The organism is Mycobacterium sp. IDUB_21 (assembly GCF_055419425.1).
In genome coordinates, this window is the sequence record NZ_JBVAXQ010000001.1 from 307,832 (window position 1) to 329,635 (window position 21,804).

Genomic DNA, 21,804 nt, shown 5'->3' on the forward strand with positions numbered 1-21,804 from the left:
GACATGACATGCGCACACTTGAATGGACCGTCGCCGCAGCGGCTCTCGGCCTTGTCCTGGCGACGGCACCGCCGGCGCACGCCGACCTGGGCTTCGAGCTCAACGGCCCCTACCGGGTCACGTCGAACGGGGAGTGGGCCAAGACCAACGAGGTTCTCATGGACGAAGTCACCGTCTCATCGGTGTGGACGTTCAGTTCCAGTTGCCAGAACGCGCACGCCTGTACCGGCCAGGTGAGCAGCGACCAGGGCTGGACCGCGCCTTTGGAATTCCGCACCTCGCGGTGGATCGTCGACCGCTTCCATGAGAACTGGCAAACCTGCCCGGACGGTTCCACCTCGCCGGGCCGGCAGCGCTACCAGTTCCAGGGCAGCGACCTCAACGGCCAGTACAGCAAACGCAACCTCGACCTGCTCGTCGGCTACGACAGAACGATCGGCGTGTCGGGAGCCTGTGGGCGCAACCAGCCCACGGTGATCCACCTGCCGCTGACCGTGCAGCGGCTTTAGCTGGTAGGGGAGATGATGCGAAACACACGCGTGATGAAAGCGCTTGTCGCGGCGGCACTTGCCGCCGGGACGGTCGCCGGCGTGACGCCCGCGGCGCCCTCGGTTGCCGACCCGTACGTGCCGATGTGCGATGTCCCGGCATGCACACCCGGAATCATGCCGAATGTCGTGCTGGGTGCGCCATGCTCCAACACCACCTACTTCGTCTTCGGGTCCGCTGTCGGGGGACCCTCGACCGTGCCGAACAGGCTGGTGTACTGCGCCTCGCCGCGCCGCTACGAGCCACGCTGGTTCCGCTCTCCGGAGATGCACGGCATCAAAGAGGAGAACAGCAAGTGCAACGAATACTCCGGAGAGGTGGCGCAGGCACCCGACGGACTGTTCCTGACCTGCGTAGCCGACGGCGAGGCGTTGTGGCGTCGCGGAGACCTCTAGCGGCACAACAGTCTGGCAAGTAGAGGGAGTTCGGCCCATGATACGAACCACTGTCGGCGCAGCGCTCGGCGTGCTGGCCGCTGCATCCGTTGCCACGGCCGGGGCGCCGCCCGCCGCGGCCGACATGCGCTACGGCAACTATGAGGTGCTGACCAACCGGTGGACCGACGCCACCTGGGTATGGGCGGCCTACCCGTGCGAGACGATGGGCAAGTTCGATGACCTGCCTGCCGGCTGTGTTCAGGTGAACGCGCTCGACCGGCCGCATTTCTTCGGCCGGGGATACTACGGCGGCACCGCCAAACTGGTGGACGGCCATTATTCGTTCACCTCGGACTACCCCAACGGTCTGAACTGCCCGGCCGGCCCGTCGATGCCGACCCGCGACACCTACACCTGGGATGCCAACACGCTGGCCGGTGTCGTCGAATCACGGTTCGACGTGGGCTGTTTCAACGGCCCGGCCGGAGTGAACACCTGGACGTTCGCTCTGGTGCGGATGTAGCCCGCCGGGCGGGCTACACCGGGTCGAAGGACGAGATCAGCCACCTACCGTCGTGCTTCTCCAAGCCGACCTTGACGCTGCTCATCGAGTAGGAGCCGTCGGGGTTCGTCTTGCTGATCGTCGTCTGGTTGAGATAGATCAGCACTTCGGCGAAGCCGGGACGCAACGAGACGATGCCCTTGCGAACGACTGCGGCGATCGTCTGCACTTCCTTCTCTTTGACCGCCGGGGTGACGACTTTCTGGGTGAAATCGGTGTAATGCGACAGGAAGTCACCGGTGAGGTGGCTCTCGGCCGCGGCGAAATCCTGCTCCATCGTCTTTGGTGCGTAGGTCAATACGGCGATCGCGCCGTCGGCGGCAGCGGACATCACAGCCTGCTCGGCCGCGGGCCCGAGTTGCTGATCCGCCCGGAGCACACCGAAGTACAGCCAGCCGGCCAGCCCCGCCGACACCAACAGCAACCCGCCCAGCGTGGCGGCGATCCAGCGCGAAGTCGAGACCGTCGGGCCGGCTTGGGATTGCTCGGCAGGTGACTCTTCCTCCGCCGGGAGCTCGGCAGGTTCGCGGGCTTCGTCGGCTTCGTCGGCCTCGTCGGCCTCAGCAATCACCGACTCGTCCTCGACCGCCTCGAGTGTCACGTCATCCTCGTCGGATTCGCTCATGCCGCGAAGTCCACCTTCGACATCTTGACCTGGTCGCCTTCGCGGGCCAGGTGCACTGTTAGGCGCCAGCTGCGAGGCTCCTCTTTCGCCCCGGCCTTGTTGGTGACCTTGGTGGTGGCCGAGACCAGCACCACCGCCTCGTTGTCCGACATCGACTCCACGCCGGAGACCGCCGTGTCAACTGTGGTGACGGTTTTGGAGTCGCGGGCCACCTTGGTGAAGTCGCCGGCGTGCGCTTCGAAATCCTTCTTGAATTCACCGGTCGAGTTGTCCAGGATCGCCTTGACGTCGTCGTCGACGGTCTCGTAGTTCAGCGACATCAGCGTCACCACGCCTTGCCGGGCGGCCGCGGCGTACTCGCCTAATTGGTGTTGGCGCTGTGCAACATCGCGATGGTGGGACAGCATCAGCACATCAACGGCGAGGAACCCGCCGATCGCGAGTACGGCCAGCGTCGCCGCCACCCACCGCAGTTGTCTCCAGATACCGACGGACCGGCGTGGTTGCTCAGCCGATTCCTCGACGGCAACGGCGTCGGCGCCTGGCGCCGGTTCGTCGGCTTCGGTGCCCGCAGGTTCGACGTCCGGTGTGGTTTCCAGCTCGACCGTTTGGGTGGATTCCGTTTCGGGCCCCTGCTGCGCCTTGAGTAACTCCGCGCGGGCGCGCGCCAACTCCGCTGTCGCCTCGGCGGCCTTCGCCTCGGCTTCCGCCAGCGTCAGCGCATCCTTGGAGGCGCGCTTGGCGGCGTGCTTTCCGTGGCCGCCCGGTTTCGCCGGATCACGTGACGACGGCATACATTCTCCTGTCCGTTGCCCACCCAGCTCGAGCAAGGTCCCCCACACGGGCAAGCACCCTCGCAAGTCCGCACCGAAACGGTAGCATCAGGGCTCTCACCAGGAGCGGAGCGAGCAGAGCGCCCCCTTGGTACCTGCGTCGGTGGCGACCACGACGTCGTCGATGCGCAGTTCGCAGACGAACCCGGGCGAGGCCAATTCGGGATGCATCCCGGGCAGCGTGACCACCACCATCGCCCAGTCCTGTGGGTCGGCCAGCGTCGTCTCGAATATCCAGGGCTGGTTCGGCCCGATAGTGACATCGGCACGCGGACTGTACTGGTAGGGGTTGTGGCTGTAGTCGGCGAAGTTGGGTGGCTGGACCTCTCGGTAGTAGATCAGCGCCTGCGCCGTCTCGGTCGCGCTGACCGAGTAGCGGACCCGGTGCGCGTCATCGGCGCCGGCCGGGGCCGCGGCCACCAGCGCGCCTCCGAGCACCAAACCGCCGACCATCAACGATATGGCGGACTGCCTAGGGGCTCTCACGGGCTCCTCCACTGCCGTGCGCACACCGGCGGTGGACGCCCTGCCAAAGACTCAAGTTCTTTGCAGCGAAGAATATCATTTCCGCCGGGTGTGTGGGCATAGAAGAGTCATCGGCCACTGCCCGCAGATCGAGCAGGCCGAGCAGGTCAACGGATTACTGCTGGACCGCCGATTTAACCCGGAGGATTGGTGAACCAGAGGTTCTCCTCGCGCAGGTTGCGGCTGCGCCAGCCGTCGGCGGTGCGGACCAGGTCGTGGTGGTAGTAGCCACCGCAGTAGCTCAAGTCGGCCATTGCCGGTAACCGCATCGGGTTGTAGAACATGGCTCGCACGGCGGCGGTTTCACCGGTGTGTTCGAGGATCTCGATGTTGGTGATGTAGTGCATCGACATCGGTATCGCGGCGAACCCGGCCGCCAGCCAATCGGCCACCTCGTCGCGGGTACCGCAGATGGCACCCGCCGACGAATAGTCGATGAGGGCATCCTCGGTGAAGACCGACCGGTACAGCGCCCAATCCTTGGTATCGACGGCGCGGGCGTAGCGGTAGAGCAGCGCGGAGATCTCCAGGTGGTCGCCGACCGGAACCGTCATTCCGGCATCCCGATGGTCTTGGCGTGCAGGTACTCGGTGAAACCCATTGTGCCGTTGCGATATCCCAGGCCGCTCTGCTTGGTGCCGCCGAACGGGCTGTTGATGCCGAAGTGGCTCTTGCCGTTGATGCTGACGTTGCCGGTGCGCATCCGGGTCGCCACCGCCATGGCCCGGTCCACGTCGGCGCTGCTGACCTCACCGGAGAGTCCATAGATCGAGTTGTTGGCGATAGCGACCGCCTCGTCGTCGCTGTCGTAGGGGGTGACGGTCAGTACCGGACCGAAGATCTCTTCCTGCGCGATCTGGCTGTCGGGGTCGACATCGGCCAGCAGGGTCGGTTGCACGTAGTAGCCGACGGGCAGGTGCTCCGGGATGCCGCCGCCGGTGACCAGCCGTGCGCCCGAGTCCAGGCCGGAGGTGATCAGCCCCAACACCTTGCGCCGCTGTGTGTCACTGATCTGCGGACCCTGCATATTGCCCGGGGTCCACGGATCTCCCATCGGGAAGTTCTCCATCGAAGCCTTCAGCACCGCAAGGCCTTCGTCGTAGCGGTTGCGGGGCAGCAGGATCCGTGACGGCAAAACGCAGCTCTGGCCCGACATCACACAGGCCATCATCGCGGCCATCGGCAGTGCCGAATTGAAGTCCGCGTCGTCGAGCACGATGTGTGCCGACTTGCCGCCGAGCTCCAGCAGTGTCTTCTTCACCGTGGCGGCACCGGCCGCCAGGATGGCCCGACCGGTAGCCGTCGATCCGGTGAACGTGATCATGTCGACCCGCGGGTCCGCCGACAACGCCGCGCCGACCTCGTTGGCGTTGGAGGTGACGACATTGAACACGCCGGCCGGAATATCGGTCTGCTCGGCCACGATCCGGCCCAGTTCGCTACCGGACCACGGGGTGAGCTGCGCGGGCTTGAGCACGACGGTGTTACCGGCCAGCAGCGCCGGGACGGTCTCGGCGATGTTGAGATACAGCGGCACATTCCACGGGGTGATCGCACCGACCACACCAATCGGCTCGTAGTGCAGCTTGCGGCGCGCCGGACCCAGCGGCGTGTCGTGCAAGCCGGTGTCCACCAGGTATTCAAAAGCGCGGGCGTGATCGGCCCAATGCTTCACCTCGGCGATCGGAGACTCGATCTGGCTGCCGGTGACCGTGACCGGGCATCCCACCTCGGTGATCAGGACGCGTCGCAGCTGTTCCTTGTCGGCCTCCAGCGCGGCGTGCAGCTGCATCAGGCAGTGCAGGCGGAAATCCAGATCGTGGGCCCACTCGCCTTCGTCGAACGCGCGCCGGGCCGCTCCGACCGCGCGTTCCATGTCGCCGACAGTCCCGTCGGCGGCGGTTCCGACCACCTGTTCACTGGCGGGGTGCACGACGTCGAACGTCGCCCCGCTGCTGGTCTGCACCAACTCGCCGTCCACCAGCATCCGGGTCTCGCCGGCCAGCACGCCCGAATCACCTTGTACCGCAGTCATCGCAGATCCTTTCGTTGCGCGGTAACGCTACTCTATTTCCGTAGAGCGGCGGAAGAGCCGACTCCGGCGACGATGCCCGAAATGAGCGCGTCCAGCTCCTCGGCGCTCCGGATACTGCGGTCCCCGCCGGCGAACGCCTGCATCAGGCCGCTGATGAACATCATCACGACGTAGGCCTGACGATTTGCCAGTGCCCGGTCCGGCTGGTCCTGCAACCGCAGCACCACGTCGGTGATCAGTGCGCGGAACCGGTCGCCGTAGCTGCGGAATGCCTCGTCGAGCAGCGGATCTCGGACGGCCTGCAGCGCGAGTTCGTAGCGGGCCTTGGTGCGGACCAGCCTCGCCCCGGTGGCCGTGCGCATCACCAGGGTGGCCAACCCGGACGGTTCGACGGGCATGCCGGTGCTCGACACCGGCTGCGCGCGGGTCGCCGCCGTCAGGTCTTTGAGGTCCAGTTCGGAGACCCGAATCGCCACGGCGTGCAGCAGCGCCGACCGGGTGCGGAAATAGAACGAGGTGGTCCCATCGGGCACTCCGGCCCTCCGGTCCACCTTGAGATGGCTGACCCCTTTGACGCCGTCGTCGGCGAGTAGCCGGATGGCGGTGTCGCAGAGCTCGCGCCGGCGCTGATCTGGATTGGGCTTTCGTCGCATGGTTCCGCTCAGTGTAGCCCCCAACCTCTCTACTGTTGTAGAGTCGCCGACAACATGAAGCTGGTATTCAATCTGCCCCACATGCTGCGGCTGAAAGCCATGATGCAGCCCTGGGAGGCCGGGGTCACCGGAGCCGACCAGACCCGGATGGCCAAGTGCGCCGATGCCTGGGGCTACGACATGATCGCCGTCCCGGAGCACTTCGTCATCCCCACCGAACATGTGGAACTCTCCGGCCCGCACTATTTACAGTCGACGGCCGCGCAGGCCTACCTCGCCGGTGCGACCGAGCGCATCATGCTCAATTCGTGCGTCACCGTGCTGCCGCTGCACCAGCCGATCGTGCTCGCCAAGGCGCTCGCCACGGCGGACTGGCTCAGTGGCGGCCGCATGATGGTCACCTTCGGAGTGGGATGGCTCCGGAGTGAGTTCGACGCCCTCGGAGTGCCTTTCACCGAGCGTGGCCGGATCGCCGACGAGTACCTGGCGGCGATCATCGAACTGTGGACCAGCGAGTCGCCGCGCTTCGACGGCCGGTACGTCTCCTTCGATGAGGTGGCGTTCGAGCCGAAGCCGGTTCGCAAGCCTCATCTTCCGGTCTGGATCGGTGGCGATGCGGATGCGGCCTTGCGCCGGGCCGCGAGGTTCGCCTCGGGGTGGTGGAGTTTCCTGACACCGCCGGAGAAGATCGCCGAGCGCCTGGACTTCATCAAATCCCAGCCGGAATACGATGGGCGGCCCTTCGAGGTGGTGCACGGGATGGCGACCACGCGGGTCGGGGAAGGCCACGTCGGTCGCGACGACCCGAATGCCCGATCGGGGATGAGCGGCCAAGAGATCATCGACCGGCTGAGCTGGCTCGGCGAGCAGGGTGTGACGGTCAGTGCCGTGCCGTTGCCGTCAGTGCGTGGCGTCGATGAGTATCTCGACTATGCGCAGTGGGTGATCGAGGAGATCAAGCCGAAAGTCCGCTGATCCCGGCGGTGCTCAGGCACTGCGTGGCGCAACGATATTGGCGACCACCATGCGCAGGAATGGCCGGAACACCGCCTGGCCGTCGAGCAGGCTGTTCAACGTGACGCCGTCATTGGCCGCCAGGATGACGCTGGCCAGTTCCAGCGCCGGCATGCTGAGCTCGCCGCCGAGTCGCGCGGCACCCTTGGTGATGTAGTCGGCCAGCGCATGCGCGGTCTCTTCGCGCTGGACCGCGACGCGCTCGCGGGCCTCGGGATTGCGTAGCAGGAACAAGGTGAACTCGTAGCCGAGGACGGCACGGTCGGGGCCTTCCTGGGTGATGAGTTGGCTCCACCGGTCGGCGAGTTCATCGGTATCGAGGTCGTCGAGCCGGTGAAAGGCGGCGATGACGTCGGCGAACCCGTCGAGAAACTGCTGGCGCTGGCGTTCGACGACCGCGAGGAACAGTTCGGCCTTGCTGCCGAAGTGCGAGTAGATGGCGCCCCGGGTGTAGCCGGCCACGTCCGCGATGTCCTCCAGCGCGGCGCCGTCGAACCCGCGGCGAGCGAAAACCTCCTCGGCGGCGTCCAACAGCAGGCTTCGGGTGTGTTCGAGGCGTCGTTGCATCGTCCAGCGTTCGGCCACGGGTCGATCCTGCCACGGACAACGGAGAGCGATACGGGCATTGCAGGCCGGAACAGCCGTCTGAGCCAAGCCACTAATAGCCACCCTTGTATCGAATATACATAGATGTATAGTCGTGATGCCAGTCACAGGAAGGAGGCCGCCGTGCAGACAGCTCTCCCCGGGGCCTGGGTCGACACCGCCACGGCCCTCGACGACATCGGTCCCGAGCAGTACCGGATGCAGATCCCAACCGAGCGCTATACCTCCGCGGAATTCGCTGCCGTGGAGCGTGAATCGATCTGGATGAAGACCTGGCAGGTGGCAGGGCGGGTCGATGAACTCGCCGATCCCGGCGACTGGAAGCAGTACAAAATCCTCGATCAGTCCTTCATCGTGGTGCGCGGCAAGGACGACAAGATCCGCGGATTCGTTAACGCCTGCCGTCATCGCGGCAACCTGCTGTGCCCGGAGGCGCGCGGAAACACCAAGCGAAACTTCCTGTGCAACTACCACCTGTGGTCCTACGACCTGCAGGGAAAGCTCACCGGAATGCTGCGCGAGGATCTGGCGGGGCCGATCGACAAAGACGAACACGGATTGATCGAAGTTCCGGTGGACACCTTCGCCGGATTCATCTTCCTCAATCCGGACCCGCAGGCCGCTCCGCTGGCGGAGTTCATCGGCGACGAGATCGCGGCGATGCTCGCTCCCTACCATCTCGACGAGATGGTGACCGTGATGGACGTGACCGAGCGCATCGACTGCAACTGGAAGGTCGTCATGGACGCCTTCCAGGAGGGCTATCACATCAACGGCATTCACCCGCAACTGCTTCGGGTCATCAATATCGACCCCGCGACCACGCGGTATCGGTTCTTCGACCGGCACAGCGTTGCCGTTGCCCCCTTCGACGTCGTCGGGGCCGGCCCGGCCGAACAGGTCGAGGGCATCATGGTGCTGCCCGATACCTTCCCGTCGACGGCCGCCGTGCTGCCGCGCTTCAAGGAGCTGGCGGCCGAATATTCGGAACCGGATGGCGCGGTGAGCTTTCCCGGCGGGGTTACCGCACGCACGCTGCTACAGCGTGCGACGCGGGACACGTTGACCGGCATGGGCCTTGACGTCAGCGGGCTGACTGATGCGCAGATGAGTGACAGCCACGGATGGGTGCTGTTCCCCAATTTCTTCATGACGATCCGTGCCGGTGAATGCCACGTCATCATGGCATTGCCCGACCCGGACGGGGATCCCCATCGATGCATCTGGCACGTCGCCAGCTACATGTATCTCCCCGAGGAATACAAGGCGTCCTTTGTCGCCGAACCTGTCGTGGTCGACGAGCCGGGTAGCTACAAGTACTTCGAAGCTCTGCAGCAGGACTACGACCAGATGCCGCGTCAGCAGATTGGGCTGCGCAACAGCATGCTCAGCTACATGGCTCTGGTCAAAGAGGAAGTGGTGATCGCGCACTTCCACTCGGTAGTCGACAAGTGCGTCGCGGCCATGTCCGAATCCTGAAACCACCGACGAGAAGGGCGAACAGTATGGATATCCAAGAACGCATCGAGCACCATCGCCGCATGGCGGAGGCCTACCGCAACGCCTATCTGCGCCAGGGTGTTCAAGACGGTGAGACCTATGAGGCGTGGGCCTTCGCCGATGACGGTGTGTACGTCTCGCCGTATTTCACCGGAGATCAGGTCTTCTTGCTCAAGGACTTTCCCGCCGACACCGCGCAGGCCGCGACGATGGAAGCCAAGGCGTACTCGCTGACGTTTCCGGACTGGAAGCCGGCCGGCTTCAACTACTGGCCGGCCGACAACGGATTCGTGATGAAGACCCGGTGGCAGGGCACCACCAAAGACGGAACGACCATGGGCTTCTACTCCTACAGCTTCGTCGAGACCAACGACAAGGGCGAGGTGGCGCGGTGGGAGACGCACGTCAACGACGAGTACAGCCCGTTCCTCGAGGTCGCGATCGGAGTCAGCGGGCCATTTCAGGGGACCACTGAATACGTCGACGCCCTGCACCGCTGCCTGGAGAAGGCGGGAGTCTCCGTCTGATCGCCGGCGATCCGAAACCGTTACGAGAGAAGAGTATTTCACCGATGAAAGACGTTGACGCGGTCATCGACGACCATTCCGGAAGGCCGCACACCGTCCTGCGCTACACCCAGACGGTCAAGCGGCTGGCCGATGCCGCCAAGCGGCCCGGGTTCACCGCTGACGACTGGGCGCCGCTGGCGGCGCTGGTCGATACGGACGAATTCGAGCGTGTCGGCAACTTCAAAGAGGTGATGAACTGGCCGGAGTACCTTGGATTTCTGTCGAACTGGGCGCCGTCTTCCGAATGGGAGGCGTCCTTCAAGCGAATCAGTGAGATCAACGGCGTGGTCTTCCTCGAACTCGAAGAACGCAGCCAGGTAGGTGATTTCACCTCGGTGGTGAATTCGATGTCGGTATACGAGTTCAGCGAAGACGGAAAGATTCGGCACATCGATCTCTATCTGCAGATGGCGCTACCCAACATGGACATGTTGGACAGCTACCAGGCAGTGGAGATCTCGGAGTGACACCTAGATGCCCAGTGGATTAAATCAGTCGCTTGACTGATCGGGGGCGTAGCGGGTTGAGTCGAACCGCTGCGAGTGTTCCTGGCGAAGGGTGGTCGATGGTCAACGAGCTGGCGGGCAAGGCGGCGATCGTCACCGGCGGAGCCTCGGGAATCGGCCGGGGGATCGCCGAACGCTTTCTCGCCGAAGGTGCCCGCGTCCTCATCGCCGATCTGGATCCCGAGCGCGGCGAGGCGCTCGCCGGTGAACTCGGCGCCGAGGCGATCTTCCAGGTCGCCGACGTCGCCGACCCGGCCGAGGTGGGCGCGCTGGTGGAATTGGCCGTCGAGAAGTTCGGCGGACTGGACATCATGGTCAACAACGCCGGTGTGTCGGGCACCATGCACACCCGATTCCTCGACGACGACCTGGCCGATTTTCACCGCATCATGGCGGTCAACGTGCTCGGCGTGATGGCCGGCACCCGCGACGCCGCCCGTGCGATGTCCAAGACCGGCGGTGGGGCGATTCTCAACCTGACCTCGATCGGCGGCATCCAGGCCGGTGGCGGTGTGATGACATACCGCGCGTCGAAGGCTGCGGTCATCCAGTTCACCAAGTCCGCCGCAATTGAATTGGCCCACTACGACATCAGGGTCAACGCCATCGCGCCCGGCAATGTCCCGACGCCGTTCGTGGCGTCCTCGGCCGCGGCGAGCCTGGACCCGGATGCCCTCGTGCGCTACGAAACGGCGATCCGCGAGACCATGCGCGCCAATCGGCCGTTGAAGCGGGAAGGCACCGCGGCCGATGTCGCCGAGGCCGCGCTGTACCTCGCGGGTGAACGATCCCGCTACGTGACCGGCGTCGTGTTGCCGGTCGACGGCGGCACGGTGGCCGGCAAGGCGATCCTCAGCCGCAGCGACCGAAGTCGTTAAATCAATCGCTTGACTTAATTGTTGAGACCCGGTTGACTGGCGCCGTGACCACCGCTGACAGGACTGTGCGGGCAGAGCGGGCCAACGGCACGCGGGAGTCGATCCTGACCGCTGCGGAACGGCTGTTCGCCGAGCACGGGGTGTTCGCGGTCTCCAACCGCCAGGTCAGTGAGGCCGCCGGCCAGGGCAACAACGCCGCCGTCGGCTACCACTTCGGCACCAAGACCGATCTGGTGCGCGAGATCGAACGCCGGCACCGGATTCCGGTCGAACGGTTGCGCGAAGAGATGGTCGCTGATGCCGCGGACTCCGCCGACTTGCGTGACTGGGTGTCGTGTCTGGCCCGGCCGCTCACCGAACACCTTGCCGCGCTGGGGAATCCGACCTGGTATGCGCGCTTTGCCGCGCAGGTGATGGCCGACCCGGCCTACCACGACATCGTCGTGAAGGACGCGCTGAGTTCACCGTCCCTGGTACAGGTCATCGACGGCATCAACCGTTGCCTGCCGGACCTTCCGGTCCGAGTCCGTCGGGCCCGCAACGTGATGGCGCGCAATCTGCTGATGCACACCTGCGCCGACCACGAACGTGCGTTGGCCTCCGGCGCATCCACTTCGATCAGTTGGGCCGAGGCCGGGCCCGACCTCATCGACGCGATCGTGGGGTTATGGCGGGCGCCGGTCACCCCGGTTCGCCGAGGTCCGGCATGAAGGTGACCGCCGACCAGAACATCTGCGCCTCGTCGGGCCAGTGCGTCGGATTGGTACCGCGGGTGTTCGACCAGCGCGACGAGGACGGCGTCGTCGTCGTGCTCGACGACAACCCCCCGCAAGAGCTGGCCGACGCCGTTCGGCAAGCCGCCCGAGTCTGTCCGTCCGGAGCCATCCAGATCGTCGAGGAGTGAGCGTGACCGACGCAACCACCATTGCGGCCACCACGACGCCGGAGTACCCGATGAGCCGGGACGGCCGGTGCCCGTTCGCGCCGCCGCCGGAAACCATGGCGCTGGCCGACCAGCGGTCGCTGAGCCGGGTGCGGATCTGGGACGGCAGCACGCCGTGGCTGATCACCGGATACGAAGCGGTGCGCGCACTGTTCTCCGATCCTAGGGTCAGCGTCGACGACCACCAGCCCGGCTTCCCGCACTGGAACGAGATGATGCGCGCCAGTGTCGACCACCGGCCCAAGTCGGTGTTCACCACCGATGGCGCTGAGCACATCCGGTACCGGCGAATCCTGTCCCCGTCGTTGACGATGAAGCGGGTCGACGCGATGACTCCGGTGGCGCAACGGATCACCGATGAACACCTCGACGCGATCCTGGCCGGACCGCAACCGGCCGACCTGATCGAGGGATTCGCGCTGCCGATTCCCTCGCTGGTCATCAGCGAACTGCTCGGCGTGCCCTACTCCGACCACGAGTTCTTCCAGCAGCACGCCACCATGGGCGTGGACCGCAACGCCACCTCCGACGACCTCGCCGCGGGTGCCACCGAACTCTCCAAGTACCTGGTCCGGTTGCTGGAGACCCGGATGGCCGAACCGGCCGACGATATGGTCTCCGATCTGGGCAAGCGGGTGAAAAACGGTGAGCTGTCGGTGCGCGAGGCCACCCAGCTGGGCACCGGGATGCTCATCGCCGGGCATGAGACCACCGCCAATATGATCGGACTGGGCATCGTGGCCCTGCTGTGTGAGCCCGACAAGATCGCCGAGAAGACCGCAGTGTTCCGCGGCGACGACGACGCCGCGATCGCCAACGCGGTCGAGGAACTGCTGCGCTACCTGTCGATCATCCACACCGGCCAGCGTCGGGTGGCCACCGAGGACATCGAGATCGCCGGTGAGACGATCCGGGCCGGTGACGGCATCATCATCGACCTGGCGCCGGCCAACTGGGACCCGACCGTGTTCCCCGAGCCCGAGGTGCTGGACCTGGCCCGCCCGGCACGCCAGCACATGGCGTTCGGATTCGGTCCGCACCAATGCGTCGGCCAGCAGCTGGCCCGCGCCGAGATGGTGATCGCCTTCCGCACGCTGTTCCGGCGGATCCCCACCCTGAAACTGGCGGTGGGCATCGACGAGATCCCGTTCAAGAACGACCGGCTCGCCTACGGTGTCTACGAACTCCCCGTCACCTGGTAACCCGCCCGGGGATTCTTCGAGCGGGTAGCCCACCCCGCCAACGGCCCGGTTCAGCCACTCAGCGCACTGCGCGCTCGATGGAATGCACCATCTCGATCGCCGCGCCGAGGGTGGCGATCCGCTCTTCGAGGTGCTCGCCGGCCGGGTATACCCGCACGGTGTCCACCCCGGTGTCACACCAGACCTGCAGGCGGTCCCGGATCATCGAGGCGGTTCCGATGAGGGTTGTGGCCAGGACCATCTCGTCGGTGATCAGCGCGGCGGCACCCTGCCGGTCGCCGGCCTGCCAACGGTCCTTCACAGCGGTCGCGACCTCGGACCAGCCCTGGCGACTGTAGGCCTGGTTGTAGAAATTCGTGCTGGCCGAACCCATTCCGCCGAGGCTGAACGCCAGTTCGCTCTTGCGGCCGTCGACCAGCTGCTTCAGCTGCTTCTCGTCGGCGGCGAACGACACCTCGGCGCCCTGACAGATGTCCAGGTCTGCGCGGGTCCGTCCTGAGCGAGCCAGACCGTCGTCGAGGTGGGCGAAGTACGCGGTGTCGGCGCCCTCGGGGACGAAGCTGGTGCCCAGCCAGCCGTCGGCGACCTCGCCGGTCAGGCGGAGCATGGCCGGGGTCAGGCTGGCCAGATACAGCGGGATCCGGTGTTCGGCGCCCATCGACAGCCGCATCGGCCTGGCTTCGGAATCGGTGCGTGGGATCTGGAAAACTTTGCCGCTATAGGTGATTCGTTCGCCGGCGATGGCCTGCCGGATGATGTCGATGGTTTCGCGCATCCGGGCGAGCGGCCGCTCGAAGGGCTGCCCGTGGAGCCCCTCGATGACTTGGGGGCCCGAGGCGCCCAGCCCGAGCAGGAACCGTCCGCCGGAGAGGTTGGACAGCGTGATGGCGGCCTGGGCGATGGCGACCGGAGTGCGGGTGGACAGCTGAATGATGCCGGATCCCAGCTGCATTCGCTCGGTACAGGCGATGTAGTAGCCCAGTGCCGAGACGGCGTCGGAGCCCCAGGCCTCGGCGACCCAGCAGATGTCCAGGCCCATCTTCTCGGCCTCGCGGACCAGCAGCCTCTGATGCTCCCAGTTCCCGACGCCGGCGGCCTCCAGGGTTATAGCGGCGCGCATCAGCGCTCGGCACGTTGCTTGAGGTGGTCCAGGGTGGCCGTCATGCCCGCCTCGAATTCACGCAACCGGACGAACACAATCTTCTCTTCCCTGTCGGGCATCGCGGTTATGGCCAGCGAGAGCCCGGACGGCCCGGGGCCCAGCTGCATCCATTCGGTCAACCGGGTGCCGGTCCCCTCCGGGGTCAGGCTCAACCGCCAGCTGGCCGACGGGTTGTCGGCATCGCCGACCGCCCAGCCGAACACCGTCAGCGGCTCGAACTCGACCACTTCGGACATCGAAGACCATTCGCCGAGGGCTGGATGCCGGTTGTGCCCGGTGAAGCGGGCTCCCAGCCGGGGCCCGTCTTCGTTCGCCCATTCGACGCGTTGCAATTCCTGGCTGCTCTCGGCGATCGCGTGGATGTCGCTGGCCAGTTCCCAGACCCGCTCCGGCGGGGCGGCGATCCAAGTGGACACCTCCACCGTCGGTGCGTCGGCGTACACCGCTCCGGTCCACTCCATTCCGGCTTCCTCTCAGTTGCTGCCCGGGCCAGCGGCCGGGGCGGGTGATCCGCAGAACAGCGTGCGGGCGGACAGCAGTACGCGGAGTTCGCCGGCGACGTCCTCGAGCGGCTGCAGGCTCGCCCCGGTGCGGCACATGATGATCGCTCCCTGCATCGAGGCGATGCACATGGTCGCCAGGCGGCCCGCCGCATCGGCGCCCAGCCCGTCGGCCACGAAGCAGTCGATCAGCCGCGCTCTCCAGGCCTCGAAGATCCGTTCGGCATGTTTGACCAGTGGCGAGTCCGGAGCGGAGCTGACGGCAGCTGACACCACCGGACACCCGGCGGCGAAACCGGTCTCGGTCAGCATTGTGCGCCAGAAGGCGGTCAGTCGGTCGAGCACGGCGATCGGACCTCCGGCCACGGAACCGGTGATGAGTGAGCCGATCGCGTCGCCGCCGAGTTGAACGGCTTCGTCGAGGATCTGTGCGCGGCCGCCCGGGAAGTGGTGATAAATCGAGCCGCGGGGAGCCCCACTGCGGTTCACCAGGATGTCCAGGGTGATGCCGTCGGCGCCGCGTTCACGCAGCAGTTCGACGGCGGTCAGCACCATCGCCTGCCGGGTGTCCCGCGCCATCAGGCGAATATGCTAACTGACATATTCGCGAGTCAAGCGATGCCGCGGGACAGCGGCCGAACTGCGCGGATCCGCCCGATCCGGTCCCAATTTTATGATCACTCACATAGCGGCGCGGGGAGCAGCTCTAGTGGGCTGCCGCATCCAGGGCGTCCAGCGCGCCACGGGTATCCAGATCGGTGAACGCCGCGCCGTAGCGCTGCGCGAAGGCCAGGCTGATATCCGGGCGCTGCCAGTTGTCGCCACCGGACAGCGTGGCGATCCAGATCGCCAGGCCGTGCGCTGCCGAGGCGCGATAGTGCAACCAGATCTCCTCGGCTGAGGGTAGCTCCGAGTCCGGAAGGCCAAGGGCGCCACGGTATTCCTTCAGCAATGCCCGCTCGCCGGCGCGCCGGTCGTCGATGCTCAGCGCGCCCTGCAGGAAATAGCCCACGTCCAGCGAGAAATTGCCGCGCCGCACCATCTGCCAGTCCAGGAAGCCGACGTCGCCATCGGGAAGCAGGTAGGTGTTGCCGATGTGCGGATCGCCGTGCAGCAGGGTCTGTGGACCGCGGGTCAGGCCGCGGATGTAGCGGGCCCAGATGTCACCGAAGAGTTCCGCACCGCTCATCGCGGTGATCTCGGCGGAAACGGAGTTGCCCAGTCGCTGGTAGGCGATGTCCAGTGGCGCCAGCTCCAGGCCGGCGAACGGCACGAACGGCTCCACCCAATCGAGCGCCGGGTTGCCGGTGATGCGCTCTCCCCAGAAGGCGCCGTGCAACCGGGCCAGCCCGCGCACCCCGCGCGCCGCCTCGTCGATGCTGAGCGGCCGGGTCGCGTCGCGCGGGTCGGCCCCGCGGGCCACCACGTCCTCCATCAGCAGCAGAAAGTCCCGCCGCTCCTCATCGATCACAGCGCGATAGACCCTCGGATGGTCAAGGGGCAACGCAACTTGCGAGAGAAACAGCCGCGGCTCGTGGTACAGGCCGCTGGTCAGCTCGACCAGGTCGGCGTGTTCGGGATCGATCGCCTTGACGAAGACCGTGGCAGGTCCATCGCCCGTCGCGTAACGCAGCGCCAGGCGTGCCCGGCGGTTGGTGCCGTCGTCGCGATTCGCGACCGAGACCGCATCCACCACCGCACCGGGGTGATGACCGCTGATGGCAGCGGTCATCCACTCCGGTGAGATCGCCTCCCAGCTGTCGGGAGTTGCGGGCGCGGCTATTTCAGGCAGCTTCCCGCGTCGATCGGCAAGGTGACGCCGGTGATGTAGCGGGCCTCCTCGGAGGTGAGAAACAGCACCGCGTTGCTGATGTCCACCGCGTCCACCCAGGGAATCGGCAGGGTGTGGAACATCTGGCAGATCGGCGCCATGTCGTCGGGGCCCGGGTTCTCCAGGTCCGGGCGGAACATCTTCCAGGTGCCCTCGTTCATGATCATGCCGGTGCTGACATGGGTGGGATGCACGCTGTTGACGCGAATGTTGTGTTGCCCCAACTCGACGGCGAAGGAGCGCATGATGCCCACCACTCCGTGTTTGGCGGCGACGTAGTTGCCGCAGTGCGGATAGGCCTTCAGCCCGCCGACGGAGCTCGTCAGGACGATCGAGCCGCCCTTGCCGCCGGCAATGAGGTGTGGGACACCGGCTTTGACAGTCTTCCACACGCCCGACAGGTTCACGTCGATCATTTCCTGCCAGTCGTGTTCGCTGCACTGGTCCAGGGTGTCGCCGCCGTTGCCGATGCCGGCGTTGGCAACGATGATGTCCAGGCCGCCCAACTCCTCCACGCCGGCGTCCACCGCGGCCTTGAGGGCGTCATAGTCGCGCACATCGACCTCGGCGGTGAAGATCCGGCGGTTCAGCGACTTGACCAGGTCGGCGGTCTCGGCCAGCTCCTCCGGGGTGGCCGGCGGGATGGGCGAATCCTTGACGACCGGCTTACAGGCGTCGATCGCGATGATGTCAGCGCCCTCCTGGGCCAACCGCACCGCGTGGCTGCGGCCCTGCCCGTGTGCCGCACCGGTGATGAATGCGACCTTGCCTTCAACACGTCCAGTCATTGGAAACCTCAATCCTTTTGTCGCGGACAAATTCTCGAAAACTACGGGGTTCAGGGAATGATCGTCGGCATGGAGGCCCAGCCCCGCACCGTCGACGTCGGCGAGAGCTGGGCGTGGGTCAGGTCGACCTCCCACTCGGGGAAACGCTTGAGGATCTCCTCGATGGCGATCCGCGTCTCCAAGCGGGCCAGCGCGTTGCCGACGCAGAAGTGGGTGCCGTAACCGAAGCTCAGGTGCGGGCGGCGGTCCCGGTGGATGTCGAAAGTGTCTCCGTCGGGCGGGAACCGGCGGTGATCCCGGTTGGCCGCACCGATCATCAGCAGCATCGCGGATCCTTCGGGCACGGTCTGGCCGTAGTACTCCACATCACGGGTGACGTAGCGGGCCGCATGCAGTGCCGGCGGTTCGAACCTGAGCAGCTCCTCGACCGCCCGCGGAATCAGTGCCGGCTTCGCCGCCAGGTCGGCCCGCTGGTCGGGGTGCTCGGCCAGCACCTTGCCCGTCCAGCTGATCAGCCGGGTGGTGGTTTCACTGCCGGCGGTGGCCAGCACCATCAGGATCAGGTGCAGTTCCTCGCCGGTCAATCGGCGCCGGGTGCCGGTTTCGTCCTCGAACTCGGCGTTCATCAGCTCGGTGATCAAGTCGTCCGAGGGGTTCTTGGCGCGCCAGTCGATCATGTCGACGAACACGTCGCCGGTGGCGAACGGACCGTCGGGATTGTCGGTCATCTTCTCGCCCGGCGCGGTGCGGATGGGGGCGTCGCCGTGATCGGTGACGGTTTGCTGCTGCTCTTCGGGAATGCCCAGCAGCATCCCGATCACGCGCATCGGCATCTCCGCACCGAGGTCGTTGACGAAGTCGAACCGACCGGTGCCCACCAGTGGGTCCAAACAGCGCGCACAGTACTCCCGGATCTGTGATTCCAGGGCGCTCATCCGGCGTGGGGTGAACATCCCGGTCAGCAGATTGCGGTGGATGTCGTGGACCGGCGGATCCTCGAACACCAGGATTCCCCGCGGAATCTCCATGCCGGACTTGACGATCTCCAGAACGGCGCCCTTGCCCGAACTGAACGTCTGGTGGTCGGAGAACGCGGCGTGCACATCGTCGAACCGGCTCAGCGCATAGAAGTCCTGTTCTTCGTTGTAATACAGCGGCTTCTCTTCGCGGAGCCGACGGAACGTCGGGTACGGATCGTGGTTGAGTTCGATGTCGTACGGGTCGTAGTCCACTTCACTGGTGTTGGCGGTGGTCACCGTCATGGCTGTCGGTCCCTTGGGTCAGCAGAGCTGCGTCAGAGCCCGGCGGGGACGGGCGCCGCCACCGGTGTGAACTGCAGGTGCAGCTCGGTCAAGCCCCGCAGGATGAAGGTCGGCTCGAAACTGAACCGACGGTCGCCGGCCGGACCGTGCTGCGACTCGTCGAGCCGGATGTCGGTCATCCGGTCCAGGAGGCGTTCCAGCGAGATTCGGCTCTCGGACCGGGCCAGTGGCGAACCCGGGCAGGTGTGGGTACCGCGGGCGAACGCCAGGTGCTCGCGAACATTGGGTCGGTCGATCCGGAATTCGTGCGGGTTCTCGAACTTGCGCGGGTCGCGGTTGATCGCCCCGGGGAACATCACCACGACGGTGCCGGCCTTCAGCTCGACCCCACCCAGCGTGGTGGTCTTGCGCACCAGCCGGGGGTCGCTTTTGACCGGGCTCTCCATCCGCAGCGTTTCCTCGAGGAAGTTCGGGATCTTGCTGCGGTCCTCGAGCAGTTGTGCGACGAGGCTCGGGTCCTCGGCCAGGAACCGCAACGCCGCGCTGAGCAGTTTGGTGGTGGTCTCCTGCCCGGCCGCGAACAGGAAGGTGGCACTTTTGACCACGTCGGCGATCTCGGGGATCGAACCGTCCTCGTAGGTGGCGGTGGCCAGGTCGGTCAGCACATCGCCGCGCGGAGTCTCCCGCCGGTCATTGAGGTACCGGCTGAACTTGTCATCCAGCCAGGCCAGCGGGTCGTGGGCCAACTCTTCGTGATCGAGCGAACCGATGCGCGCGCCCGGTTGTGGTGCACCCAGCACCTCCTGGAACGCCGGCCGGTCCTCTTCGGGCACGCCGAGCAGGTCGGCGATCACCAGCAGCGCGAACGGCCTGGCGTACTCGGAGAGGAATTCGCACGTGCCACGGTCGATGAAATACTCCAGCTGCCGGTCGGCCAGGCGCCACATGAAGTCCTGGTTCTCTTTGAGGCGCTTCGGGGTCAGCAACCGGTTCAGCAGCGACCGGGCCTTGGTGTGCATCGGCGGGTCCATGGTCACCATGTGCTCGCTCATCGGCATCTCGTGGCGGTGCGCCTCGATCAGCTCGCTGATGTCGTCACCCTCGGGGGTGAATGGCAGCGGTGGGAAGGGACCGCCCACCGCCACCAGGTTCGAGTAGGTGTCGGAGTCCCGGTAGACCTCGTTTGCCTCTTCGTGACCCGTCACCGCGACCACGTCGTAGGCGTTGAGCCGGGTGACCGGGTGCTTGGCCCGCAGGTAGTCGAAGTAGGGGTGCGGGTCGGGAATCAGGGTCTGATCGGTGAAGAAATCGATCGTGTCGAAGTCGGTCAAGGGAGACCTCTCTGCTGAATGGCCTGACAAGTGCTGTGCACCTGCTTAGCATGACGGGGTTGAAGGGTCAAGAGATAGGCGGCATTACGCTGGCCGCCGGACGTGTAAAGGTGGACGCCGATGATGCGGAGTAGACGAGATGTCCGATTCGGATAAGGGGCAGCGCAGGATTGGGGCCCCGGATGCCAAGAACCGGACGCTGCTGCTCGACGCCGCGGAGCGGCTTCTGGTGACCGCCGGCGCAGGTGGTGTCAGTTCGCGCCGGGTCGCTGAGCAGGCCGGCCTCAAGCATCAACTCGTGCACTACTACTTCCGGACCATGGACGACCTGTTCCTGGCGGCATTCCGCCGGCGTGGTGATCAGGGTTTGCAAGAGCAGGCCGCGGTGCTGGAATCGCCGCAGCCGCTGTGGGCGCTGTGGCGATTCAACAACGACACGGCCGGGACCGCGCTGACCATGCAGTTCATCGCGTTGGCCAACGAGCGTGAGGCGCTGCGAGCCGAGATCGCCAGCTACGCGGAACGGCTTCGCGCCGAACAGATCGAGGCGGTCGCCGGACTGCTGGAGCGCTATGGCATCGACGCGGAGGAGTTTCCGGCAACGGTGTTGACGGTGCTGATGACCAGCGCCTCGCGGATGCTGATCATCGAACAGGAGGCGCTGGGCATGACCCTCGGCCATGCCGAGACCGTCGAGTTCGTCGAGCGCTGGCTGCGCCGGCTCGAGGGCGCGGCCCCACCGCTTGCCTCGGCCGACGGCACTGCACTGTCGTCGGCGACGGTCTAGCACTAGCTTTTCGCTCTGCCCTGCTGCAGTCGATCCGCGGCCGCCCAATGCTCGTCGGAGACCCAGAGCCGGGCGAACGCCGCCACCGCCTCGTCCGCCGATGCGCCGGCGAGCACCCGCTTGACCTCAGCCGCCGACGGGTTGGCCAGCGACCGCGCCAATCCACGCCATTCGGCCTCAAACGACTCCCGGGGCACCACCCGGTTCACCAGCCCGATCCGTTCGGCCGCCGGGGCGTCCAGCATGGTTCCGGTGCCGGCCAGCAACAACGCCTGACTGCGCCCGACCAGTGCCGCCAGTCGCTCGGCGCCACCCCAGGCCGGCATGATCGCCAGCGACACCTGATTGAACGCGATCTTGACGTCGGCGGCGGCGATGCGGATATCGGCCGCGACCGCGACCTCGGCGCCGCCCCCGAGGGCGTGGCCGTTCAGCGCTGCGATCACCGGGACGGGGAAAGCCGCGATCCGGTCGCACAGCAACCGCATCCGCCACGCCATGGCCTGCGCGTCGGGTTCGGTGCGGATGGCGGCAAGTTGCTTGAGATCGCCGCCCGAGACGAAGGCACGGTCGCCGCCGCCGGTGATGACCAGGGCCTGCGCGGCGGCTACCGCGTCAAGCGCACGATCGAGTTGGTCCATCGTCTCCGGGGCGATCGCGTTACGCGCTTGGGGACGATCGATCGTGATGACCGCCAATCCTTCATCCAGCTCGACATCAACCATGACTCTCCAATGAAGATATTGGCATTCTCGAATTAGGAGAA

The 21,804-nt window shown here is 65.9% G+C and carries 26 protein-coding genes and 2 pseudogenes; 12 read left to right on the forward strand and 16 right to left on the reverse strand.

Features of this window, described 5'->3' with window-relative positions; all coding sequences use genetic code 11:
- Positions 1 to 8 precede the first annotated feature (8 nt).
- The 3 genes from ACZYY4_RS01465 to ACZYY4_RS01475 are packed head-to-tail and all read left to right on the forward strand — an operon-like array spanning position 9 to position 1,449.
- Entirely contained in the window at positions 9 to 509 is a 501-nt protein-coding gene (locus ACZYY4_RS01465) for an Rv2253/PknI dimerization domain-containing protein (RefSeq protein ID WP_463807641.1), read from the forward strand.
- 33 nt (positions 510 to 542) lie between these two features.
- A complete protein-coding gene (locus ACZYY4_RS01470) occupies positions 543 to 944 on the forward strand; it encodes a hypothetical protein (RefSeq protein ID WP_463807642.1) in 402 nt (133 codons plus the stop codon).
- Positions 945 to 981: 37 nt separating this feature from the next.
- Positions 982 to 1,449: a hypothetical protein gene (locus ACZYY4_RS01475; RefSeq protein WP_463807643.1), complete on the forward strand. Its 468-nt coding sequence runs from the start codon at positions 982 to 984 to the stop codon at positions 1,447 to 1,449.
- A gap of 13 nt (positions 1,450 to 1,462) precedes the next feature.
- On the opposite strand, the gene ACZYY4_RS01480 is transcribed toward ACZYY4_RS01475, so the two are convergent.
- The 6 genes from ACZYY4_RS01480 to ACZYY4_RS01505 form a co-directional block, all read right to left on the reverse strand.
- Positions 1,463 to 2,113, reverse strand: coding sequence for a twin-arginine translocation pathway signal (locus ACZYY4_RS01480; RefSeq protein ID WP_463807644.1), 651 nt, complete (start codon positions 2,111 to 2,113; stop codon positions 1,463 to 1,465).
- Positions 2,110 to 2,907: a VirB8/TrbF family protein gene (locus ACZYY4_RS01485; protein ID WP_463807645.1), complete on the reverse strand. Its 798-nt coding sequence runs from the start codon at positions 2,905 to 2,907 to the stop codon at positions 2,110 to 2,112. The genes ACZYY4_RS01480 and ACZYY4_RS01485 overlap by 4 nt, the downstream gene beginning before the upstream one ends.
- 96 nt (positions 2,908 to 3,003) lie before the next feature.
- Entirely contained in the window at positions 3,004 to 3,399 is a 396-nt protein-coding gene (locus tag ACZYY4_RS01490) for a hypothetical protein (RefSeq protein ID WP_463807951.1), read from the reverse strand.
- A gap of 206 nt (positions 3,400 to 3,605) precedes the next feature.
- Positions 3,606 to 4,025 (reverse strand): nuclear transport factor 2 family protein, encoded by a 420-nt coding sequence (locus tag ACZYY4_RS01495; protein WP_463807646.1) that lies wholly within the window; start codon positions 4,023 to 4,025, stop codon positions 3,606 to 3,608.
- On the reverse strand, positions 4,022 to 5,506 hold the full coding sequence (locus ACZYY4_RS01500) for an aldehyde dehydrogenase family protein (RefSeq protein ID WP_463807647.1): 1,485 nt from the start codon (positions 5,504 to 5,506) through the stop codon (positions 4,022 to 4,024). Before ACZYY4_RS01500 ends, ACZYY4_RS01495 begins: the two co-directional genes overlap by 4 nt.
- Positions 5,507 to 5,538: 32 nt before the next feature.
- Entirely contained in the window at positions 5,539 to 6,159 is a 621-nt protein-coding gene (locus tag ACZYY4_RS01505) for a TetR/AcrR family transcriptional regulator (protein ID WP_463807648.1), read from the reverse strand.
- 54 nt (positions 6,160 to 6,213) lie between these two features.
- On the opposite strand from ACZYY4_RS01505, the gene ACZYY4_RS01510 reads away from it, so the two are divergent.
- Positions 6,214 to 7,134, forward strand: coding sequence for a TIGR03619 family F420-dependent LLM class oxidoreductase (locus tag ACZYY4_RS01510; RefSeq protein ID WP_463807649.1), 921 nt, complete (start codon positions 6,214 to 6,216; stop codon positions 7,132 to 7,134).
- 12 nt (positions 7,135 to 7,146) lie between these two features.
- Here ACZYY4_RS01510 and ACZYY4_RS01515 read toward each other — a convergent pair whose 3' ends face one another.
- Entirely contained in the window at positions 7,147 to 7,758 is a 612-nt protein-coding gene (locus tag ACZYY4_RS01515) for a TetR/AcrR family transcriptional regulator (protein ID WP_463807650.1), read from the reverse strand.
- 144 nt (positions 7,759 to 7,902) lie between these two features.
- On the opposite strand from ACZYY4_RS01515, the gene ACZYY4_RS01520 reads away from it, so the two are divergent.
- From ACZYY4_RS01520 to ACZYY4_RS01550, 7 genes are all read left to right on the forward strand, one after another.
- Positions 7,903 to 9,258, forward strand: coding sequence for an aromatic ring-hydroxylating oxygenase subunit alpha (locus ACZYY4_RS01520; RefSeq protein WP_463807651.1), 1,356 nt, complete (start codon positions 7,903 to 7,905; stop codon positions 9,256 to 9,258).
- 26 nt (positions 9,259 to 9,284) lie between these two features.
- Complete coding sequence (locus ACZYY4_RS01525) at positions 9,285 to 9,806, forward strand: hypothetical protein (protein WP_463807652.1); 522 nt, start codon at positions 9,285 to 9,287, stop codon at positions 9,804 to 9,806.
- 44 nt (positions 9,807 to 9,850) lie between these two features.
- Positions 9,851 to 10,315, forward strand: coding sequence for a hypothetical protein (locus tag ACZYY4_RS01530; RefSeq protein ID WP_463807653.1), 465 nt, complete (start codon positions 9,851 to 9,853; stop codon positions 10,313 to 10,315).
- Between the two features lie 98 nt (positions 10,316 to 10,413).
- Positions 10,414 to 11,232, forward strand: coding sequence for an SDR family NAD(P)-dependent oxidoreductase (locus tag ACZYY4_RS01535; protein ID WP_463807654.1), 819 nt, complete (start codon positions 10,414 to 10,416; stop codon positions 11,230 to 11,232).
- 44 nt (positions 11,233 to 11,276) lie between these two features.
- Entirely contained in the window at positions 11,277 to 11,942 is a 666-nt protein-coding gene (locus tag ACZYY4_RS01540) for a TetR/AcrR family transcriptional regulator (protein ID WP_463807655.1), read from the forward strand.
- A complete protein-coding gene (locus ACZYY4_RS01545) occupies positions 11,939 to 12,136 on the forward strand; it encodes a ferredoxin (protein ID WP_463807656.1) in 198 nt (65 codons plus the stop codon). The genes ACZYY4_RS01540 and ACZYY4_RS01545 overlap by 4 nt, the downstream gene beginning before the upstream one ends.
- A gap of 50 nt (positions 12,137 to 12,186) precedes the next feature.
- The gene (locus ACZYY4_RS01550; protein ID WP_463807952.1) at positions 12,187 to 13,377 is read left to right on the forward strand and encodes a cytochrome P450; all 1,191 of its coding nucleotides are present in this window, start codon (positions 12,187 to 12,189) and stop codon (positions 13,375 to 13,377) included.
- 58 nt (positions 13,378 to 13,435) lie between these two features.
- On the opposite strand, the gene ACZYY4_RS01555 is transcribed toward ACZYY4_RS01550, so the two are convergent.
- The 7 genes from ACZYY4_RS01555 to ACZYY4_RS01585 form a co-directional block, all read right to left on the reverse strand.
- On the reverse strand, positions 13,436 to 14,497 hold the full coding sequence (locus ACZYY4_RS01555) for an LLM class flavin-dependent oxidoreductase (RefSeq protein WP_463807657.1): 1,062 nt from the start codon (positions 14,495 to 14,497) through the stop codon (positions 13,436 to 13,438).
- On the reverse strand, positions 14,497 to 15,000 hold the full coding sequence (locus ACZYY4_RS01560) for an SRPBCC family protein (RefSeq protein WP_463807658.1): 504 nt from the start codon (positions 14,998 to 15,000) through the stop codon (positions 14,497 to 14,499). Before ACZYY4_RS01560 ends, ACZYY4_RS01555 begins: the two co-directional genes overlap by 1 nt.
- A 12-nt stretch (positions 15,001 to 15,012) precedes the next feature.
- Positions 15,013 to 15,618, reverse strand: a complete 606-nt coding sequence (locus ACZYY4_RS01565) for a TetR/AcrR family transcriptional regulator (protein WP_463807660.1) — start codon at positions 15,616 to 15,618, stop codon at positions 15,013 to 15,015.
- A gap of 127 nt (positions 15,619 to 15,745) precedes the next feature.
- Entirely contained in the window at positions 15,746 to 16,771 is a 1,026-nt protein-coding gene (locus ACZYY4_RS01570; RefSeq protein ID WP_463807661.1) for a phosphotransferase, read from the reverse strand.
- Between the two features lie 47 nt (positions 16,772 to 16,818).
- Entirely contained in the window at positions 16,819 to 17,658 is an 840-nt protein-coding gene (locus ACZYY4_RS01575) for a mycofactocin-coupled SDR family oxidoreductase (RefSeq protein WP_463807662.1), read from the reverse strand.
- A gap of 50 nt (positions 17,659 to 17,708) precedes the next feature.
- Entirely contained in the window at positions 17,709 to 18,920 is a 1,212-nt protein-coding gene (locus ACZYY4_RS01580; protein ID WP_463807663.1) for a cytochrome P450, read from the reverse strand.
- Between the two features lie 32 nt (positions 18,921 to 18,952).
- Positions 18,953 to 20,251: a cytochrome P450 gene (locus tag ACZYY4_RS01585; RefSeq protein WP_463807664.1), complete on the reverse strand. Its 1,299-nt coding sequence runs from the start codon at positions 20,249 to 20,251 to the stop codon at positions 18,953 to 18,955.
- A 139-nt stretch (positions 20,252 to 20,390) separates the two neighbouring features.
- Here ACZYY4_RS01585 and ACZYY4_RS01590 point away from each other — a divergent pair, with 139 nt between their 5' ends.
- The gene (locus tag ACZYY4_RS01590) at positions 20,391 to 21,038 is read left to right on the forward strand and encodes a TetR/AcrR family transcriptional regulator (RefSeq protein ID WP_463807665.1); all 648 of its coding nucleotides are present in this window, start codon (positions 20,391 to 20,393) and stop codon (positions 21,036 to 21,038) included.
- Between the two features lie 21 nt (positions 21,039 to 21,059).
- Here the strand turns inward: ACZYY4_RS01590 and ACZYY4_RS01595 are convergent.
- Positions 21,060 to 21,134, reverse strand: a pseudogene (locus tag ACZYY4_RS01595) (hypothetical protein); the annotation flags it as partial.
- 29 nt (positions 21,135 to 21,163) lie between these two features.
- A pseudogene (locus ACZYY4_RS01600) lies at positions 21,164 to 21,763 on the reverse strand (enoyl-CoA hydratase/isomerase family protein); the annotation flags it as partial.
- Between the last annotated feature and the right edge of the window lie 41 nt (positions 21,764 to 21,804).

Excerpts from the sequence above, each read along its gene's own strand:
- ACZYY4_RS01525 (WP_463807652.1), top strand. The coding sequence starts at position 9,285 with ATGGATATCCAAGAACGCATCGAGCACCATCGCCGCATGGCGGAGGCC.
- ACZYY4_RS01590 (WP_463807665.1), top strand. The coding sequence starts at position 20,391 with ATGTCCGATTCGGATAAGGGGCAGCGCAGGATTGGGGCCCCGGATGCC.
- ACZYY4_RS01485 (WP_463807645.1), bottom strand. The coding sequence starts at position 2,907 with ATGCCGTCGTCACGTGATCCGGCGAAACCGGGCGGCCACGGAAAGCAC.
- ACZYY4_RS01560 (WP_463807658.1), bottom strand. The coding sequence starts at position 15,000 with ATGGAGTGGACCGGAGCGGTGTACGCCGACGCACCGACGGTGGAGGTG.
- ACZYY4_RS01490 (WP_463807951.1), bottom strand. The coding sequence starts at position 3,399 with ATGGTCGGCGGTTTGGTGCTCGGAGGCGCGCTGGTGGCCGCGGCCCCG.
- ACZYY4_RS01555 (WP_463807657.1), bottom strand. The coding sequence starts at position 14,497 with ATGCGCGCCGCTATAACCCTGGAGGCCGCCGGCGTCGGGAACTGGGAG.
- ACZYY4_RS01475 (WP_463807643.1), top strand. The coding sequence starts at position 982 with ATGATACGAACCACTGTCGGCGCAGCGCTCGGCGTGCTGGCCGCTGCA.
- ACZYY4_RS01510 (WP_463807649.1), top strand. The coding sequence starts at position 6,214 with ATGAAGCTGGTATTCAATCTGCCCCACATGCTGCGGCTGAAAGCCATG.
- ACZYY4_RS01530 (WP_463807653.1), top strand. The coding sequence starts at position 9,851 with ATGAAAGACGTTGACGCGGTCATCGACGACCATTCCGGAAGGCCGCAC.
- ACZYY4_RS01465 (WP_463807641.1), top strand. The coding sequence starts at position 9 with ATGCGCACACTTGAATGGACCGTCGCCGCAGCGGCTCTCGGCCTTGTC.
- ACZYY4_RS01565 (WP_463807660.1), bottom strand. The coding sequence starts at position 15,618 with ATGGCGCGGGACACCCGGCAGGCGATGGTGCTGACCGCCGTCGAACTG.
- ACZYY4_RS01535 (WP_463807654.1), top strand. The coding sequence starts at position 10,414 with ATGGTCAACGAGCTGGCGGGCAAGGCGGCGATCGTCACCGGCGGAGCC.
- ACZYY4_RS01495 (WP_463807646.1), bottom strand. The coding sequence starts at position 4,025 with ATGACGGTTCCGGTCGGCGACCACCTGGAGATCTCCGCGCTGCTCTAC.
- ACZYY4_RS01480 (WP_463807644.1), bottom strand. The coding sequence starts at position 2,113 with ATGAGCGAATCCGACGAGGATGACGTGACACTCGAGGCGGTCGAGGAC.
- ACZYY4_RS01570 (WP_463807661.1), bottom strand. The coding sequence starts at position 16,771 with ATGACCGCTGCCATCAGCGGTCATCACCCCGGTGCGGTGGTGGATGCG.
- ACZYY4_RS01500 (WP_463807647.1), bottom strand. The coding sequence starts at position 5,506 with ATGACTGCGGTACAAGGTGATTCGGGCGTGCTGGCCGGCGAGACCCGG.
- ACZYY4_RS01575 (WP_463807662.1), bottom strand. The coding sequence starts at position 17,658 with ATGACTGGACGTGTTGAAGGCAAGGTCGCATTCATCACCGGTGCGGCA.
- ACZYY4_RS01580 (WP_463807663.1), bottom strand. The coding sequence starts at position 18,920 with ATGACGGTGACCACCGCCAACACCAGTGAAGTGGACTACGACCCGTAC.
- ACZYY4_RS01550 (WP_463807952.1), top strand. The coding sequence starts at position 12,187 with ATGAGCCGGGACGGCCGGTGCCCGTTCGCGCCGCCGCCGGAAACCATG.
- ACZYY4_RS01470 (WP_463807642.1), top strand. The coding sequence starts at position 543 with ATGAAAGCGCTTGTCGCGGCGGCACTTGCCGCCGGGACGGTCGCCGGC.
- ACZYY4_RS01545 (WP_463807656.1), top strand. The coding sequence starts at position 11,939 with ATGAAGGTGACCGCCGACCAGAACATCTGCGCCTCGTCGGGCCAGTGC.
- ACZYY4_RS01505 (WP_463807648.1), bottom strand. The coding sequence starts at position 6,159 with ATGCGACGAAAGCCCAATCCAGATCAGCGCCGGCGCGAGCTCTGCGAC.